This is a genomic window from Nocardia sp. CC201C (genome assembly GCF_030010695.1).
Classification (GTDB): Bacteria; Actinomycetota; Actinomycetes; order Mycobacteriales; family Mycobacteriaceae; genus Nocardia; species Nocardia otitidiscaviarum.
In genome coordinates this window covers 1-17,723 of sequence record NZ_JASCXP010000116.1, presented here as the reverse complement: position 1 = coordinate 17,723, position 17,723 = coordinate 1, and the positions used below count along the sequence as shown (strand labels likewise).

General features: G+C 67.7%; 18 protein-coding genes. 10 read left to right on the top strand and 8 right to left on the bottom strand.

Features of this window, described 5'->3' with window-relative positions; genetic code table 11:
- The 3 genes from QK444_RS14665 to QK444_RS14655 all read right to left on the bottom strand — a co-directional run.
- The coding region (locus QK444_RS14665) for a DUF4254 domain-containing protein (RefSeq protein ID WP_282780666.1) at positions 1-418 on the bottom strand (418 nt) is incomplete at its 3' end.
- Positions 405-869 (bottom strand): hypothetical protein, encoded by a 465-nt coding sequence (locus tag QK444_RS14660; protein ID WP_282780664.1) that lies wholly within the window; start codon positions 867-869, stop codon positions 405-407. The genes QK444_RS14665 and QK444_RS14660, both read right to left, overlap by 14 nt.
- Positions 870-1,064: 195 nt before the next feature.
- Positions 1,065-2,120 (bottom strand): mechanosensitive ion channel domain-containing protein, encoded by a 1,056-nt coding sequence (locus QK444_RS14655; protein WP_195144330.1) that lies wholly within the window; start codon positions 2,118-2,120, stop codon positions 1,065-1,067.
- Between the two features lie 152 nt (positions 2,121-2,272).
- Between QK444_RS14655 and QK444_RS14650 the strand changes: the two genes are divergently transcribed.
- From QK444_RS14650 to QK444_RS14630, 5 genes are all read left to right on the top strand, one after another.
- Positions 2,273-3,139 carry an alpha/beta hydrolase gene (locus tag QK444_RS14650; RefSeq protein ID WP_282780660.1) on the top strand — a complete coding sequence of 289 codons (867 nt, stop codon included), beginning with the start codon at positions 2,273-2,275 and terminating at the stop codon, positions 3,137-3,139.
- A 343-nt stretch (positions 3,140-3,482) separates the two neighbouring features.
- Positions 3,483-4,412 (top strand): glucosyl-3-phosphoglycerate synthase, encoded by a 930-nt coding sequence (locus QK444_RS14645; RefSeq protein ID WP_282780658.1) that lies wholly within the window; start codon positions 3,483-3,485, stop codon positions 4,410-4,412.
- Between the two features lie 34 nt (positions 4,413-4,446).
- Complete coding sequence (locus tag QK444_RS14640; RefSeq protein WP_282780656.1) at positions 4,447-5,865, top strand: condensation domain-containing protein; 1,419 nt, start codon at positions 4,447-4,449, stop codon at positions 5,863-5,865.
- 9 nt (positions 5,866-5,874) lie between these two features.
- Positions 5,875-7,554, top strand: a complete 1,680-nt coding sequence (locus QK444_RS14635) for an MFS transporter (protein WP_282780654.1) — start codon at positions 5,875-5,877, stop codon at positions 7,552-7,554.
- 47 nt (positions 7,555-7,601) lie between these two features.
- Positions 7,602-8,054 (top strand): flavodoxin domain-containing protein, encoded by a 453-nt coding sequence (locus QK444_RS14630; RefSeq protein WP_282780668.1) that lies wholly within the window; start codon positions 7,602-7,604, stop codon positions 8,052-8,054.
- Between the two features lie 101 nt (positions 8,055-8,155).
- Here QK444_RS14630 and QK444_RS14625 read toward each other — a convergent pair whose 3' ends face one another.
- Positions 8,156-8,620: a hypothetical protein gene (locus QK444_RS14625; RefSeq protein WP_282780653.1), complete on the bottom strand. Its 465-nt coding sequence runs from the start codon at positions 8,618-8,620 to the stop codon at positions 8,156-8,158.
- Positions 8,621-8,840: 220 nt separating this feature from the next.
- Here QK444_RS14625 and QK444_RS14620 point away from each other — a divergent pair, with 220 nt between their 5' ends.
- Positions 8,841-9,851, top strand: a complete 1,011-nt coding sequence (locus tag QK444_RS14620) for an AraC family transcriptional regulator (RefSeq protein WP_282780651.1) — start codon at positions 8,841-8,843, stop codon at positions 9,849-9,851.
- A gap of 51 nt (positions 9,852-9,902) precedes the next feature.
- On the opposite strand, the gene QK444_RS14615 is transcribed toward QK444_RS14620, so the two are convergent.
- Entirely contained in the window at positions 9,903-10,445 is a 543-nt protein-coding gene (locus tag QK444_RS14615; protein ID WP_282780649.1) for a carboxymuconolactone decarboxylase family protein, read from the bottom strand.
- Positions 10,446-11,028: 583 nt separating this feature from the next.
- On the opposite strand from QK444_RS14615, the gene QK444_RS14610 reads away from it, so the two are divergent.
- Positions 11,029-12,639 carry a Na+/H+ antiporter NhaC family protein gene (locus tag QK444_RS14610; protein ID WP_282780648.1) on the top strand — a complete coding sequence of 537 codons (1,611 nt, stop codon included), beginning with the start codon at positions 11,029-11,031 and terminating at the stop codon, positions 12,637-12,639.
- 199 nt (positions 12,640-12,838) lie between these two features.
- Here the strand turns inward: QK444_RS14610 and QK444_RS14605 are convergent, their stop codons facing one another.
- A complete protein-coding gene (locus tag QK444_RS14605; RefSeq protein WP_282780646.1) occupies positions 12,839-13,549 on the bottom strand; it encodes a hypothetical protein in 711 nt (236 codons plus the stop codon).
- 295 nt (positions 13,550-13,844) lie between these two features.
- Between QK444_RS14605 and QK444_RS14600 the strand changes: the two genes are divergently transcribed.
- Positions 13,845-15,029 carry a helix-turn-helix transcriptional regulator gene (locus QK444_RS14600; protein ID WP_282780644.1) on the top strand — a complete coding sequence of 395 codons (1,185 nt, stop codon included), beginning with the start codon at positions 13,845-13,847 and terminating at the stop codon, positions 15,027-15,029.
- A 337-nt stretch (positions 15,030-15,366) separates the two neighbouring features.
- Positions 15,367-15,576, top strand: coding sequence for a hypothetical protein (locus QK444_RS14595; RefSeq protein ID WP_282780642.1), 210 nt, complete (start codon positions 15,367-15,369; stop codon positions 15,574-15,576).
- Between the two features lie 54 nt (positions 15,577-15,630).
- Here the strand turns inward: QK444_RS14595 and QK444_RS14590 are convergent, their stop codons facing one another.
- Together QK444_RS14590 and QK444_RS14585 are read right to left on the bottom strand one after the other, a co-directional pair.
- Positions 15,631-16,023 (bottom strand): VOC family protein, encoded by a 393-nt coding sequence (locus QK444_RS14590; protein WP_282780641.1) that lies wholly within the window; start codon positions 16,021-16,023, stop codon positions 15,631-15,633.
- A gap of 42 nt (positions 16,024-16,065) precedes the next feature.
- Complete coding sequence (locus QK444_RS14585; RefSeq protein ID WP_169335037.1) at positions 16,066-16,209, bottom strand: hypothetical protein; 144 nt, start codon at positions 16,207-16,209, stop codon at positions 16,066-16,068.
- Positions 16,210-16,944: 735 nt separating this feature from the next.
- Here QK444_RS14585 and QK444_RS14580 point away from each other — a divergent pair.
- A complete protein-coding gene (locus tag QK444_RS14580) occupies positions 16,945-17,304 on the top strand; it encodes a hypothetical protein (protein ID WP_143979400.1) in 360 nt (119 codons plus the stop codon).
- Positions 17,305-17,723: the final 419 nt, after the last annotated feature.

Below are 17,723 nucleotides of genomic sequence, written 5' to 3'. Positions count from 1 at the left end.
CGGTCAGATCGGTCCAGGCGTCGGCGAGGGCGGCCAGCCGGTGCCAGGCGGCGTGCACCCGGTCGTCGGCGATGTCGATATCGGAGTGCAGCAGGCGGTCGGCGTGGGCGTGGGCGGCGGCCATCCGGTCGACGAAGCCGCCGACCGATTCCGAACGCGGGCGGTGCGACTGCGGCTCCACGCTCACCCAGCCGTCGATGACGGCGGCCAATTCGGCGCGACGGCAGTCGATCTCGGCGGCGTGGCCGGGCTGCGAGCGGCGCAGCCGGTGCAGTTCGGCCAGTGCCGCGGCGGCGTCGAGCAGCGGATGCCCAGTCCCCCGGTCCGTGTCGGCGCCGCCGAACGCGGCCAGCAGCTCCTGCCATCTCGGCAGCGGCTCCCGCGCCGCGACCGCGACCGCGCGCTCACGCGGGAACATGGTCGGCTCCGCGCAGAATGGCCGAACGCGCCGCGTTCAGCACCATCGCCCGGTGCGGCAGGGCCAGGCGGCCGGGCTCGGGTTCACAGGCCCAGTGCCAACCGAGCCGATAATCCGAGACCGGCAGCATCACCTTGCCGCCGACATCGGGCACGGTCACGCCGTGCGCCCGCAGCCGACCGAGAAGCCGCTGCGGCACAGCGTGATACGGCGTCGGTGGAGCGACGAGAAACCACCAGTTCCGCCCGCGCGGATCGGCCACCGCGGGCGTTGCGGGCAATCCCGCCAACTGATCTCGGACATGGCGGCCCAGCCGCTGCGGCAGCCCGATGGCCTCCACCGCCCGGCCCACCGTGAGGTAGGGCCGGTCGGCGAACAGCTCCACGGGAAGTCCGTAGCGCACGCGCAGCAGATGGGCGGATTCGTGTGGGGAACGGCAGGATTCGAACATCGGGACCTCCGAGCGACGAGCGGTGCGCGGAATCCAGTGTGCGCCCGGGAGTTTGCCGGTGTGATGACGCGCACATGGCATCCGCGTGACCGTCTGTAAAGCCAGCTGTCCCAACCGTGAACGCTCGGCTGTGAGACCCGAATGCGGCCCTGTCGGCGCGTTGGCCGCGGGTTCGCTACCGCCCCCGGCGTACCGCTACTCAGCCATGGCGGGCGTGCCGCCGCTCACCATGGCGGTCGGGATCTTCGGGAGGGCGTACGGGTGGTAGCGGGCGAGCCAGCCGAGCAGTTCCTCGCGTACCGCGCAGCGCAGATCCCAGACGTCGTCGGCATTGCGGGCCGACATGGAGGCGCGGACCACGATGGCGGTCGGGGTGCTGTCGGTGACCAGCAGGTTCCACTTACGGCCGTCCCAGTCCTTGCGGCCGCGCAGGAATTCGTGCAGGTGCTGGCGCAGTTCCGGCACCGGTGTGCTGTGGTCCAGGTACAGGAAGACGGTGCCGGTGATCTGCGGACCGCCCTTGGACCAGTTCTCGTAGGGCTTGCTGTTGAAGTACGAGATGGGCATGGTGAGGCGGCGGTCGTCCCAGATGCGCACGGTGAGGAAGGCCAGGGTGATCTCCTCGACGGTGCCCCACTCGCCCTCGACCACCACGGTGTCGCCGATCTTCACCGAATCGCCGAACGCGATCTGCAACCCGGCCATCAGATTGCCGAGCGTGGACTGGGCCGCCACACCGGCGATGATGCCGATGACACCGGCCGAGGCCAGCAGCGAGGTGCCGAGGGTGCGCAGATTGGGGAACAGGATCAGCATCGCCACCGCGGCCGTGGTCACGACCAGCACCGTGGTGACGATCCGGCGCACCATGCCGAGCTGGGTGTGCAGCCGCCGCACCCGCGCGGTGTCGGCGGTCCGGTTGGCGTACTTGTCCAGGGTGTTCCCGGCCACGGTATCGGCGGCGCGCATGGCCAGCCACGCGGTGGCGAGTATCGCCAGGGTGGCCAGCACATTGCGGATCACGGCGTCCTGCTGGAGTTCCAGTTCCGCGAGCGGATACGTGAAATGCAGTCCGGCGCTGGCGAGTAGCGCCTGCAGGGGCAGCTGTATCCGGCGCAGCAGGGTGGCCAGCGACGACCCGGGGTGTCGGTTCGCGCTGTACCGCAGTACCCGGTCGATCAACAGTCCGGCCATGATGCTGACGGCGAGGGTGCCGCCGAAGACTATGAGCGGCCGCAATACGTCTTCCAAGGTGTCAGGACTCCTTGCCTTGGCGTCTCGGTCCTCTCTCCACGTTACATTTCGATAACGGGCGCGCCGCAAGGGGGAATCGCGACCCGCCCGGAACGCATGCGTCGACCGCGGGTTTCCCCGGCCCGGCAGGACCCGTAGTGTGCTGGGTCGTGATGCCACAGGCGGTTCGGGACTGGCGCGCGGGCGGACGGATGCTGCGCTGCCGGGCGGGTTCGGTGTTCGTTCGTTCGGCCCCGGGTTCGGGTCCCACGGTCCTGCTGTTGCACGGATACCCTTCCAGCTCTTTCGATTTCCGCCACATCGTGGACCGGCTCGAGGGTCGGGCGTGGATCACGCTCGATTTCCCCGGCTTCGGCCTCTCCGACAAGCCCCGCCCGCACCGCTACAGCCTGTTCGAGCACGCCGACACCGTGGCCGAGGTACTCGCGCTGACCGGCATCTCGGGCCCGATCGCCGTGCTGGCCCACGACATGGGTACCTCGGTCGCCACCGAATTACTCGCCCGTGAGATCGAGGGCACGCTTCCGTTCGAACTCGACCGCGCGGTACTGAGCAACGGCAGCGTGATCCTGGAGAAGGCCACCCTGCGACCCATCCAGAAGATCCTGCGCGGCCCGTTGGGACCGGTCGCGGCGCGCCTGGCCAATCGGATCGTCTTCACTCGCGAGTTCTCCCGACTGTTCTCGGCGGCGCACCCGCTGAGCAGCGCGGAGGCGACCGCCCAGTGGGCGCTGCTGTCGCGGGCGGGCGGCCATCGCATCGCCCATCTGCTGACCGCCTATCTCGACGAGCGCGTCACCCACGCGCAGCGCTGGCACGGCGCGGTGCGGGACTGGGACAAGCCGCTGGGGCTGCTGTGGGGCACCGCGGATCCGGTGGCCACCACGGCGGTGCTGGATGGGCTGCGCGCACTGCGGCCCGGGGCGCGAGTGGTGGAACTGACCGGCCTCGGCCACTATCCGCAACTCGAGGATCCGGACACGTACGGCGCCGGAGCTCGCGAACTATTACGCTAGCAATCTCTCAGCTAATATATCAATACGCCCCCGTCGCGTCATTTGGCACAATAAGCAATTCTCGCACTATGATTCAAAACAGCGGAATTACCAGCTGAAAGAACTTGCCTTACAGCGACCCCCGTCACTACATTATTGAAATGCGACTGCGGTCACGATTATTCCATACCACACATGCCCGATTTGCCTGGTCTAACCGTAAATAAGTTAATGCTCGGTTACCACCGCCTGAAACCTATTACTTAAATCTGGTCAGTCGCTCAGCGGCGTTGTAGCTTCTCCTCATCGCAACGCCGCGATTCGCAGTGTCAACGCATTCCGAGCACCAGAAGAGGTGGTCGATATGACCGGTCTGTTCGCGAAATCTGATGAGGGCATCCGCACCTGGGCAACCCCGGAGTGGACGGCGCGCGACCTGATCGCCGCCAAGGACGGACGGACCGTCTCCGTAGTGCTTCCCGCGCTGAACGAGGAAGCCACCGTGGGTGAGGTGGTCCGGGCCGTGCGGCGCCTGCCGGCCGGCCTGGTCGACGAGTTGATCGTCATGGATTCCGGATCCACGGATGCCACCATGCGCGTCGCCGCCGAAGCCGGCGCCACCGTGGTCAGCCGGGAATCGGTACTTCCCGACCATCCCCCCGTTCCGGGAAAGGGCGAGGTGCTGTGGCGCTCCCTCGCCGTCGCCTCCGGCGACATCGTGATGTTCATGGATTCCGATCTCATCGATCCCGATCCGCAGTTCGTCCCCAAGCTCATCGGCCCGCTCCTGCTGGACCCGAGCCTGGTCTTCTGCAAGGGCTACTACCGTCGGCCGCTGCTGGTGGGTGAGTCGTTCGACGAATCCGGCGGTGGCCGGGTCACCGAACTCGTGGCCCGACCGCTGCTGGCCGCGCTGCGACCGGGGCTGCGCCACGTGGTGCAACCGCTGGGCGGGGAATATGCCGCCACCCGGCAGGCACTCGAGCGGCTTGCCTTCGCGCCGCACTACGGCGTGGAGATCGGGCTGCTGATCGACGTCTTCGACCAGTACGGCGCGGAGGGCATCGGGCAGGTCGACCTCGGCGTGCGCAAGCACCGCAACCGGCCGCTGCACGAACTCGGGGTGATGAGCCGACAGATCGTCGCGACGGCGCTCGGACGCTGCGGGCTCCCCGATTCCGGCGCCGGAATCGTCCAGTTCCCACTCGGCGTGGACGGATTCGTACCCCGCGAATTCGACCTGCACGCGCAACAGCGGCCGCCCATCGGATCGCTGTTGAAAATCGCGTCCTGAATTCGACTTCCACCATTTCAGAGGACTTCTTGCCATGATGCAGAGCGGACTCATCGACGATTGGCGGCCGAAAGGCGGCCAGTTGACCGTCATCCGTCCCAGCGAAACCTCGCGGGCGGCGGCTTTTCGCGCCCGCGCCGATGCCACCCCACCGTCCTTTCAGCAGGACGCGTACCTGGAAATGGCGCGCACCGCGAAACTGTCGGGTCGCCGGTTCGATCGCCTGGTGCTGTGCGCGTTCACCCTCGACGGCGCACCCGATATTCCGGCGCTGGTCCGCGCCACGACCGCGATCGTGCGGCGACACGATTCCTTCCACAGCTGGTTCGAGATCGACGGTGCAGCCGGAATCCAGCGCCGCGTGCTCGCGCCCGAGGACATCCAGCTCACCGCCGACTCCTGGGGCGAGATCGACGGCCCGCTGGTGAGCCGCATTCTCCAGCGGATCACCCCGGGGCCGACCAGCTGGGACTGCTTCACCTTCGCGGTGATCGACCACGGCACCTCGTTCACCTTCGTGGTGGCCTCCGACCACATCAACTGCGATGCCGTCTCCGGCGGGATCATCAGCGGTGAACTCGTGCAGCTCTATTACGACCCGAGCGGTGCGCAGCACCTGGACGCCGTGCCCGCGGCGAGCTACCGCGAGCACAGCGGCCGGGAGCGTTCCCGGGCCGCGGCGCTGGACGCGCGGTCACCGCAGATCGTGGCCTGGGCCGATCGGATCATGGCCAATGGCGGCAGGCTGCCCAGCTTCCCGCTGCCGCTGCGCGATCCCGGTACGCGGGAGTCGGCGTCGGCCGCCTCGGACCGCCGGGTGCTGCTGTCCGGCGACGCCGCCGACCGCTTCGAGGCCGAATGCGAACGTGCGGGGGTGCGCCTGGTGTCCGGCATCTTCGCCGCCGCGGCCCGTGCCGAATACGAATTGTCCGGGCGCACCTGGTATTTCAACCTGTCGCCGAAGAACACCCGGGTCAGCGCGGCCGAACGGCGCTCGGTGGGCTGGTACGCGAGCCTGATCCCGATCGCCTTCGACTTCGACCCCGCGGAGAGCTTCGCCGACACCGCCCGGCGCGCCGACGCCGCCTTCACCGACGGCCGCTGCCTGTCGGAGGTGTCGCTGCACCGGGTCGTCGAATTGCTGGAAGCCCGGGAGGGATTCGAGGTCCGGCGCGGGTGGGTCGCCCCGATGCTGTCGTTCCTGGATATGCGCAAGCTGCCGGGCGCCGAGCTGTTCACCGCGCTCAACTTCTCCTTCTTCGGCAGCCGCGGCACCTCCGAGGAGGTGTACTCCTGGGTGCAGCGCACGCACGACATGATCTGGATGGCGTCGCTGTTCCCGGAGACCGATATCGCCGCCCGCTCGATGGCCCGCTACTGCGATGCGCTGACCGAGGTCATGGAGTCGATCACGCACTCCGGGACCAGCCCGCTCTCACTCGATGTCGCGTAGGGGCGGCCCATGAGCGCACTGCGCGTATCGCGGGACACCGCCGCCCCCGCACCGCACTCCTCCGCCTGGCTCGCGGTGACGGCCGTCTTCATCGCCGTGTTCATGCAGATGCTGGACGCGACCATCGTGACGGTCGCGATCCCGGACATCGTGCGCGAACTCGGCGCGAGTTCGGCCGAATCCTCGCTGATGCTCACGGGTTACACCGTCGCGCTGGCCTGCTCGCTGCTGCCGAGCGCGCGGCTGGGAATGCGGTGGGGGCGCGGTGGCTTCTTCACCGCCGCGCTCGCGGTCTTCGTGGGGGCGTCGGTGCTCTGCGGAATCGCGCCCACCCCGCTCACGCTCATCGCGGCGCGCGTGCTCCAGGGCGCGGCCGCCGGAGCCGTCTCCGCCCAGCCCATCGCGATCATCAGTGCCCGGTTCGCCGATACCGGCCGTCGCAATCTGGCCTTCGCGCTCTACGGTGCGACCGCGGGTACGGCGGCCATGCTCGGACCGCTGGCCGGCGGGCTGCTGCTGGGCGCGAATCCGCTGGACCTGTCGTGGCGGTCGATCTTCCTGGTGAATCTGATTCCCGGAGCGGTGGCGCTGGTGCTGGCCGCCCGGCAGTTGCGCGGCTCGGTGGTGTCCGAGCGCTGTGCCGTGGACGTCGGCGGTGCGCTACTGGCGGCGATCGGCCTCTTCCTCCTCGTGTACGGCCTGTCGATCGGGCGCGAACACAGTTGGTCGACACCGATTCTCGTCATGCTGGCGGCGTCGGCGGCGGTGCTGGCGGCCTTCGTCGCCCATGAACGCCGGACGGCCGCGCGGGGTGGTTCACCGCTGGTCGATCCGGGCCTGTTCGTCTCGGCGCGCTTCGCGTACTGGATCGTGGCCTGCCTGGTGGTGTACGGGGTGTTCGCGGCCTACCTGTTCACCATGTCGGTATCGCTCCAGTTCGGGCTCGGGTACACCGCGCTGCGCACCGGTGTGACCACGCTGCCGTTCTCGGCCGGTGCGGTGGCCGGGGCATTGATCGCACCGAAATTCGCTCGGGCGCTGGGCAATCGGATGGTCGGCGTGGGGTGTGTGCTGTTCGGGGTGCTGCTGGTGGGCTGGCTGCTGGCACTGGATCCGTCTCCGGCCGGGCTGTCGTGGCCGGTGCTGCTGGTGCCGCTGCTGCTCGGCGGCTTCGGTGTCGGGGTGGCGGCGGCCCGCTTGCAGATCGCGGTGGTGGCGGCGGTGCCGCCGCGCTCGATCGATTCCGCGTCCGGGCTGGTGCCCACCGCGCAGCAGGTCGGGAACTCGCTGGGGGTGGCGCTGATCGGCATTCTGTTCTTCCACTCCGTCGCCACCGGCGCACCGGCGGCGGTGAACACCGAACGGGACCAATTGCAGCAGCGGCTGACGGCGGTGACGCCCTTCGCTCCCACCATTGCAGGCGAATTCTCCCGGTGTGCGACGCTGCAACTCCAGTCATCCACGCCGGAGCGCACTCCGGCGGGCTGCGATCACTCCGAATCTTCACAGCAGCAGGGCAATTCGGCCCTGCGCGAGCAGGTGGCGGCGGCGGTCCGCGAGTCCTCGGAGAGTCTGGCCGGGACGGTGTTCGTCTCCGCCTTCCGGGATTCGATCCTGGTCCTGCTCATTCCGGTCGGGTTGGCGAGTCTACCCTTCCTGCTGCGTCGACGAAAGGCTCCCATCGGGTAAGTTAGCCTAGGCTAGGCTAGGCTAACTTGTTCGAGAAGGGAGACGTGGTGCGCGTCGTCATTCTGTTCGGTTCCGAAATGGGTACTTCCGAGGCGGTCGCGGAGTGCGTCGCCGATGAACTGTCGGCCTACGACGTCTCGGTCTACGACATGACCGACTTCGACCCCGGCGACCTGACCGCCGACGACTTCCACATCGTCGTCTGCTCGACCTACGGCGACGGCGACCTGCCCACCGGCGCGGAACCCTTCTTCGACCGGCTCGACGCCACCACGCCCGACCTGACCGGGCTGCGCTTCGCGGTCTTCGGACTCGGCGACACCGTCTACGGCGACACCTACAACCGCGGCGGCGAGATCGCGGCCGAGAAGCTGGCCGCGTGCGGCGCGACCCAGGTCGGCGAGCACGGCCGCCACGACGCCTCGACCGAGGTACGAGCCAGGGACATGGCGCGCGCGTGGGCGCGCACCCTGCCCATCCCGGTACCGGCCGCGGTCTGAGTGCGCTGCCAGGGGCGCAGCGGGCACACCACCGGCCGCCATCGCTCGCGCCGTGGTCGCGAGCGTTCGAGCCATGACGATGGCGGTTGTGTCCGCGCAGGTCAGCCCTGTCGTACCGGCTGCTCGGTCGGGGTGTCGGCCTTGTCCTCGGTGTCGCCGAGGGCCCGCTGCGCCCGGGCGACGGCCCATTCGGCGGCGTCGAGGCAGTAGCGGGCCAGGACGACGGCGACCTCCGCGACATCCTCGGCGCTCTGCACCGCTCGCGGCGAAGCCTTCCCCGCCGCCGCACCGTGCGCATCGGCCTGCCACTGCTCGAAATCGGCTCGCATGGCCTCGAACTGGCGCTCCAGCGCGTTCTTGGCCTCGGCCCACCAGCGCTGCGTCGCCTCCCGCATCTCGGTGGCGGTGTGCTCGAACTCCTTACCCTCCCGCTCGACCGCGGACTCGAACTCCTCCCGCCGCGCCCGCACCGCGGCCCGGTTCTGCTCCCGCGCCGCCGCCGACGCCTCCTCGATCCGCTTGACCCGATCCGACAGCTCCAGCAGCGATTCCGACAACGGTTTCATGGCGTTCCTCCTCGAAAGTCGGCGCTGCGCCGACACATTCGTTTACGACCACCTCAGCCTGATCCCGGCGGACGCCCATCCCAAGGGCAGAAGGTCACCGCACCACGACGTCCGAGGACACCAACGTGGCGGACTCCGACGGCCCGAACACGCCAGAAAGCGGACATTCCACGCCAACTATCCGGACATACTTGACAATTCTGGCGGTTAATATGCCTCGGTGATCGACAGGACTGTTCCGGCCCACCTCGCGCGCCTGATCGCGGATGCCGCCCGCACGGCGGGTATTCCGCAGGCCGAGATCGACCGGACACTCGGGGCCGTGCCCCTGGACACCGCCGACCCCCGGATACGGATCCCCACCGCCACCCTCCATCACCTGTGGGACACCGCCGTTCACGCCCTGCAACCGCTCGGCGGCGGCGTGCGGGTGTCGTCCCGCTGGGAGCGCGGCATGCTGCGCACGGGCGACTACCTCGTTTCCTCATCGGACACCCTGGCCAGCGGATTCGTCGCGCTCTCCGCCAATTTCGCGGCCGTCACCAGTCCGGAGTCGCGGCTGGAGGTGAGTACCGCGGACGGTGCGCTGTCGGTCGCGTATCTGGGGCCGGAACCGAGTGAGTTGGAACAGATCATCGGCGAATTCGCGCTGGGGCTGGTGATCCAGCAGGCCCGCGCGGCACTGCACCGGGACATCGCTCCGCGGCAGGTGTTGCTGCCGGGCCGCGCGCCCCGCCATTACGATCACCTGCGCCGCTTCTTCGGCACCGACGCGATCGACTTCGGCGCCGACCACGCGCGGGTGCTCATCGACGAGCGCGATGCGCGCGCCGCCCTGCCCGGCTCCGATCCGGCGCTGCACGCCATCGTGACCGATCACGCCGCCACGCTGATCACCTCGGCCCGGCCGGTACTGGGCTGGCTCGACAAGGTGTACGCGGAGATCGAGGCGATCTTCGACGACGGGAGTTCACCGGATTTGAATCGGGTCGCGGCCCGGCTCGCCATGAGCCCGCGCAGCCTGCAACGACGGCTCGCCGAGGAGCAGATCAGCTGGCGCGAGATGGTGGAGCGCGCCCGGCAGGAGCGCGCCACCCGGTTGCTGCGCGACGCCTCGCTGACGCTGGAATCGATCGCCGCCCGCGTCGGCTACAGCGATGTGCGCGCCCTGCGCCGCGCCTTCCACCGCTGGTACGGCACCAGCCCGGCCGAGCTGCGCCGCACCGGCTAGATCGCCCGCCCCGGAACGCGATCCGCGCCCCGGGCGGACTTCCCCGTCGATCTAGCTGTCGGCGCGCACCACCGGCCAGTCGATCTCGACGCCACCGGCCTTGTTGAAGTAGTTGGTGAACACGTTCAGCGCGACATTGCCGAGCACCTCGGCGATCTCCTCGTCGCCGAGACCCGCCTCCCGCGCGGCCTTCACATCGGCGTCCTCGATGCCGCCGCGCGTGCGCACGACGGCCGCCGCCAGCGTCAGTGCGGCCTGCGCGATCGGATCGGTCCCCTGCCCGCGCCGCGCCCGCTCGGTATCGGTCGCCTGCAGGCCCGCCAGGTTGGTGCCGATGTAGGTGTGCGCCGACAGGCAGTAGTCACACCCGTTCTCCTGCGCCACCAGCAGCGCGATCTGCTCCCGCACCGCGGCCGGCAGCTTGCCGCCGCCCAGCGCGCCGGAGAAACCCAGGTATGCCTGCAGCACGGCCGGGCTGTTCACCATCGCCTTGGTCATATTCGGGGTGACGCCGAGCGACTTCTGCACCGTGGCAAGCAGTTCCGCGGCGACGCCGGTGGCCTGTTCGGGCTGCACGAGGGGGAGACGAGACATGATTCTTCCTTTCGATGAGCGATCCCGGAAGCGCGAATCCCGTTGATTCGCTTCCGTTTTCGGACACTTCGAAAGGTACGGAGGAATCCGCCCCGCGCCGAGGGTCCGCGCCGCCACACAGCGGACGGTTCACGACCGGTTCGGGGGACATTTCCCGACAGCATCGGACCGACGATCCGCTACTCGGCGTACGCCTGGTCCGCGCCCTGAGCGCTGAATCCGATGCTCCACGCCCAACACCGCCAGACCATAACAAGGAACACGTTCTACCCGGGTCGCACCGCATCGACCGGATTACGGGCGCGACAGTGAGCGGCGGATCCCGGCACGACACCCAGATCGACGGGGGGTGACATCCACGACAGGGTTTCCCATGCATGGGAAGCATGGCCGAACCCATCGTCGCTACACCAAGTATCGTGCCGCTATATGACGGCACATTATATAAGAGGAAGTTTCCGACGCCGTCGCCAACACGAACGCGGCCTCGCCGGCACGGATACCACTGCGGCACAACTTGTTCCGTGGACCGAGACCGTCTCCCAGCGGGAGTTCCGCACTGGATCGCATCGGAAAGGTCGCCATGTCCACTGAATCCATCGATTCGATATCCGAGATCCGAGAACCGAGCGTGGACTCCGCTCGGCCCGGCGGACCGAGCACCGACGCGTCGGAGAGCAAGGTCTCCCCAGCCCGGCACATCGGCCGGTCGCGCGGTCTCATCGGGGTGATCGCGCTGTCGGTCGGCCTGATCGCCCTCGGATTCCTCTCTCCCGGCACGCTTCCGGCCGAGGGCGACCATGTGGGAGCGTTCAGCCTGCTGCCCGCCCTGGTCACGCTGGTGGTGGTATTCGCGACCAAGAACGTGGTGGCCGCGCTGTTCCTCGGCGTCGTCACCGGCGGCGTCGTGAGCGCGGAGTACAACATCGTCGACGGCTTCATGCTTCCGTCGCTGGGCACCGTCTCGTTCGCGACCATCCTGCTGGTCTACCTGTGGGCACTGGGCGGATTGATCGGCCTGTGGACGCGCACCGGCGGCGCGCAGGCATTCGCGGAGATGGCGGGCCGCACCCTGGTGCGCGGCCCCGTCAGCGCCCGGGTCTTCGGCTGGCTGGTGGGCGTGCTGTTCCATCAGGGCGGCACCATCTCGACCATCCTGGCCGGAACCACCGTGCGCCCGCTCACCGACAAGCACAAGGTGTCGAAGGAGGAGCTGACCTACATCGTCGACTCCACCGCCTCTCCGGTCGCGACCGTGCTCCCGTTCAACGCCTGGCCGCTCTACGTGGCGGGCCTGATCGTCGGGACCACCCCGCTGTTCGCCACCGAGGATCAGGGCATCGCGTTCTTCATCAGCTCGATCCCGTACAACTTCTACGCGATCTTCGCGCTGCTGGCGACCCTGCTGTTCGCCTGGGGGAAGCTGCCGTGGGTCGGCGGCGCGATGAAGAAGGCCATCCACCGCGCCCGCACCACCGGACAGCTCAACTCCCCGACCGCCAAGCCGATCACCTCCGACGAGCTGGTCACCATGAAGCTGCCCAAGGACTATTCGCCGGGCATCGCCGACTTCGCCGTTCCGATGGGCGTCCTGCTCACCGTGGTAGTCGGCTCCTATGCCATCACCGGAAAGGTGCTGATCGCGCAAGGATTCGGCCTGGCGGTGGTGGTCGCGATCGTGCTGGCACTGATCAAGGGCCTCCCGCTCGGCGAGGCCATCGAGGGCTTCGTCGACGGCTGCAAGGGTGTGACGGTCGGCGCGCTGATCCTGGCCTTGGCGGTAACGCTCGGCTATGTGTCCAAGCAACTCGGCACCGCGAACTACATCGTCGAAACCACGTCGAACTGGGTGGTGGATCCGCTGCTGCCCGCCATCCTGATGGTCATCTGCATGGTGGTGGCGTTCTCCATCGGCTCGTCGTGGGGCACCTTCGCGGTCGTCTTCCCGCTCGCGATGCCGCTCGCCTACGCCATCGACCCGAACCCGATCTACCTGCATCTGTGCTTCGGTGCCGTCGTCGGCGGCGCGGTATTCGGCGACCAGGCCTCCCCCATCTCGGATACGACTATCCTGTCCGCCCTCGCCTGCGGCGGCGACGTCATGGACCACGTACGAACGCAGATCCCCCTCGCCCTCGCCGCCGCATCCCTCGCTGCGGCGACCTCGACCACATTGGCGTTCGTGGTGCTGTAGAGGGGTTGTCACACGACGAGTTGGATTCGTCTTCTACGGTGCGGGCGGTGACGCCCGCACCGTAGTGGCGCGCGAGAGCTATCGCGCCATCACAGCTCTGGAAGTCGTTCAGCGACCACCATCCCTGCGGTCGATTCCGTCATGACAGAACTTTGCGGCTGCTCACCGCGAACGTGAGCCGAAAGCCCGGCGGTCCGTGTCAGCCCTGCGGCGCGCAGTTGATCGCGTCGCCGTTCCAGCTCAGATCCGACTCCTCGGCGATCTCGAAAACCTCGAAACTGTTGTCGGCCGACACCGCATCGATCAGAGCCCGTGAGCCGGCGACGATCGTGGAGTCGAAGTCGATCTCGCTGGCCACAACCCATGCGTGATCGGCGGGCCAGAGCAGCTGGGGCGTCACCCCGGGGAAGTCGCTCGTCCAGCCCAGGCCCGCCGCATACACCCAGCCGGGGTCGGCGAGTTCGGCGAGATCGGTGTCGAACAGCAGGAAGTCGCGTCCCGGCCAGCGTAGGAAAGGCCCCGCCTCGACGGCCCGCCGGACCTCCGGCGCCACAGACGCAACCAGCTCGGCGTCGATGCGAGCTCGCTCGCGCTCGACGTCCTGCGGATCGCCATCGGTGGCCGCGACGAACACCGCGTCCGAGGGTGTGTTCAGTTCGCCGAACCCATTCCACACTCCAGCCGTCACCTGTTCGGGTGCCTCGGTGGCCGCGCGAAGGTGAACGCCGAGCGCGGCCAACAGCTTCGGATCGAACCACCCCTCGACGGTCTGGCCGACCTCCCAGCCGTCGTCGAACGACATCGCCGCCTCGTCCTCATCATCGGTGAGCCTGCGCCACTGCACCAGCGGATGCATCACCCTGCCGTTGCGCGCGGCGACCTCGGCCCACGGCCACATCGCCTCCGCCACGATCGCGGGATTGCCCCACTCGTCGGTGATCGTGGCATCGCGGCGGATCGCCTCGACCGGATGCAGAATCCGCGCATAAGCCTCGAACCCGGTACCAGCCACACTGCCGACCCCGACCTCGCCGACCCGCGCCAGCAGCCACCCACCACGCTCGACATCCGCTGTGAACCGCACCCGGTCAGCCTAGTCAGCGGGGCTGGCGGACAGTCCTGCCGTACGCCGAGCGCTGCTGTTACGCGCGGTCGCTATCACCGAACCCCTGGATGAACAGGCCGGCCGGTCGTAGCGTGGCTATATGGGTGTGGATGGCACGAGTATGGGTCAGACGCTTCGACAGATTCGACACGCGCGTGGCAAGTCCCTCGCAGTCGTCGCCGGCCTCGCCGGGATCTCCACCAGCTACCTGTCTCGACTGGAATCGGGCGAACGCGCACTGGACCGCCGCTCGCTCATCCTTGCTCTCGCCAAGGCACTCGAGGTCGCCCCGAGTGAGATCACCCGCGGCGCGGTCGGAGTCAGTGGCGAACTGGACGAGGATCGCTCGCTCGGAGATGTTCGACTGTCCCTGCTGTCGGTCAGCATGGGAGAACCTGGCGGCGACATCACGCCCACCGAAGCATTGAAAGCGAGAACCACCAGTCTTTTGGAAGCACAACGGCAGTGTGACTACGCACTCGTCGGTGCCGAGTTGCCCAGTCTGATGCGCGATCTGCACACCACCTTGGACGCACGCCGCGACGAACAGGAGTTGTTGAAACTCGCAGTGCTCACCCATGTTCAGGGCACCCAAGCATGGTTGTCCGACATCGGCGCAAGCACCGACCTGGCCTGGCAAGCAGCCGCCACCGCCAAGCAAGCGGCCGAACGGCTCGAAGATCCCCTCTACAGCGCGGTGAGCGCGTTCGGGACTGCCTTCGGACTGGTGAGCGCGGGCGGATTCGACCTCGCGTCCCGCACCCTGTCGGAGGCCGAGCCGAGCACAGACAGCGCAGCGGGGATGCAGGTCGCCGGAATGCTCGCGCTTACACAGGCGCTCGTGTCGGCCGCCAAGCTGGACGACAGGGAACGACGGGCGGCGATCGACCATGCCGATGACCTCGCGGCCCGCACCGGCGACGGGAACGCCATGTGGTTCGGGTTCGGCCCATCCAACGTTGGCGTGTGGCGCATGAGTGTGGCCCTGGAGGCGGGCGAGCACCCCGAGGCCGCGAGGATTGCCGAGGCTATCGACCCGAGCGCACTGACACCCGCACGGCAGTCGGCGTACTACCGCGAGTACGGCCGCGCCCTGGCGCGACTGCCCAAGCGTCAGACCGATGCTGTTCTGATGCTGCGCCGCGCCGAGAAGATCTCCCCCGCACGGATTCACCGCCACCCGTTCATGCGCTCCGTGCTTGCCGAGTTGCTTACCCGCGCCAAACGTGACGCCGTCGGCCGGGAGCTGCGCGGCATGGCGTATCGGGCGGGGTTGCACGTCTAGCCTTCCGAACGTCCGACACGCTTTTGCCACCGTGGCAACATCCTGGTTGGACGGGCGTAGATGCTGTGGTCGGGCAGCATCGCCAGGTCGAGTTCGTCCACGACATCCCGGTGGCGCCGCCTCCCAATCACCCGCCCATCGGAGGGGAAGCGATCGTGCGATTCGACTGCCTCAGCCACCACAACCGCGAATGGGGTCGGCAACACCCGGGCCTCGCCATGCAGGTGCATATCAACTGCCACCTCGACACCTGCCACACCAAGGCCGCAGCCTGGTCGGCCTTGGTCGACGCCGGGAAGGTCGTCCCCGATTCGAACCGGCCCATCAGGACTGAGCCATGACCGCCCGCGACGGCGGCCACGTCGCCTACCAGCATCGCGACGACGGGATATGGCCTGTCGGCGAAGACGGCTGGCCGATCACCGCCGAACAGCTGGCCAAACCGGATCGCGACATGAGCGGGGCTCTCAGCCTGCTGGGCCACAATGGCGAGATCATCGACGTGGAGCCGGAATCCGTCGAAGACGTCGAGCCGGACGCTCCATGACGACCCTTCTTAGTCGACAATCTCGGACTGCGGCGCGATCCCGGCAGGCCACGACTAGGCAGGACCCAGTAGATCCCACCGGTTGCCGGCAATGTCCACGAAGACCGCGACGCAGCCATACGGCTCGGACCGCGGTTGTGTCACGAATTCGACGCCCGCTGCGACCAGCCGAGCATATTCCGACCGGAAGTCATCGACCCGCAGGAAGAACCCCACGCGACCAGCAACCTGACCGCCGACTACGGCCGCCTGCCCCTCGCCGTCCGCACGCGCCAGCAGGATTCCGGTTTGCGCACCTGGCGGACGAACCACCACCCACCGCTTGGGTCTGCCATCGTTGGTCAGCGACGGCACGTCCTCTACCAGGTCGAAGCCCAGCACCCCGACGAAGAACTCGATTGCCAGGTCATATTCCTCGACCACGATCGCCACCAGCTCCAGATGCACCCATCTGAGCATAGGCCCGCGTCCGGTGCGGCCAACCGCAGTTCAGCGGTGCTTATTGCCCTTCTTCTCGAAACCCTCGATTGCGGGCTGCGGGTTGGCGGATTTGGCCTTCTTCTCCGCTCGTTTCTCCTTCAGGGTCTTGCCCTGAGCCTTGGACATCTTGCTACGCGGAGATTTGTCGGACAACTGGTTGGTCCTTTGTTCGGAAGCCTCGATGGCCTCGTTACCTCGACCCTACGCCACCACGGCAGGCCCCAGTTCCGTATCGGGGCAGGCGTCTCGCGATCGATCAGCGGAGCTACCGAGGGGCAGCTTCCAGTGCGGGATCGCCATGCTCCGGCTGGCCGGAGCGCAGTCTGGCGTGAACGCACCCACGCGCAACAGCCCGTCGACTCCGACTGATCAACCCACTGTCGGTGCGGGCGGTCCGAGCAGATTCCACCCGTTTCCCGCGATGTCGAGGAAGACAGCAACCTGCCCGTAGGCTCGCTGCCACCTACGCCGGTGTTCTGGCCACGACCCCATGTGTGGTCGATCGGCCAGAGCAGCTGGAGCGTCACCCGGGGAAGTCGGATGCCCAGCCCAAGCCCGCCGTATACATCCCGCCGGGGTCGGCGAGACCGGTGTCGAACAGCAGGAATTCACGCCCTCCCGCCCATTGCGCGCCGCGACCTCACCCCACGGCCAGCACGATCCCGGTAGGTCGCGACTGCCGTCCGCGGAGCCCGCGCATCCTGACGACCTTCGGCTCTGCCGCCCTCGGGATCGGTTGATGCATCGTAAAGACAGGCGACTGAAAGGAATTCGACGATGCTATCGCTGTCGAGACGCACCGAGACCGGGCACATACGCAGTGCGGCACACCGACCGCGGCCACCACGAACCAGCAGACTGCTCGGATCGTCGGTTGCTCTGCTCGGCGTGGCGGCCTCCGTCCTGGTGACCGCGCCGGATGCCGCCGCGCGGGTGACCGGCCTACACGCCTCACCCGGGCTCAGCTGGGGGCCGACCCAGCAGTACGGCACCAATTGCACCTACACACTGACCGCGACCGTCGACGACGCCGCCCCCGTGTCGTTCTACGACTTCGACCCCTCGACAGTCTTCTCACCGAGCAACTACATCCAGCCGGTCGATGGTGTGGCGACCGTGCAGTGGACCCCGACGAACCCCGGCTGGCACCGGATCGTCGCCTACCAAACCTCCGAGGGCGGTCCCGCAATCAATCTCGAGGTCGGCACCGGCATCAACACCGGCTCCGCCTGCCTCGTCTTGCCGTAGCGAGCAGACGCGGCCCCTCATCCGATCGAACGAAGGTAACCCGATCAGAGCAGCGGCCACTTACACCCCTCATCGATGCACTTCGACGGGGGAATCGCCAGGTCGTGCCGCCGACTGATCCTTCCAATGGGCGATCACTCACCAGAAAATCTTCAGTGGCCACTCTAGACATTCCATATGCTGTTGGGTAATTTCACTGTTGTCAAAAATGAGAGATCGAGTGACTGGGCAGGTGAACTGCCTGGTATGCGGTACCCCGCCCCGCCGACGCAGGCGAGAATCCGGCTGGCCCACTGGCTGCTGGACCGCCGCCGGCGGGGCGGCACAGCAAGAAGGCTCGCAGACAAGATGCGTACGCATGGAGGTGGTGGCCACTGAGTAGTCGAAACCCAGTTGTACGACCCGAGTGCTCTCGGGAG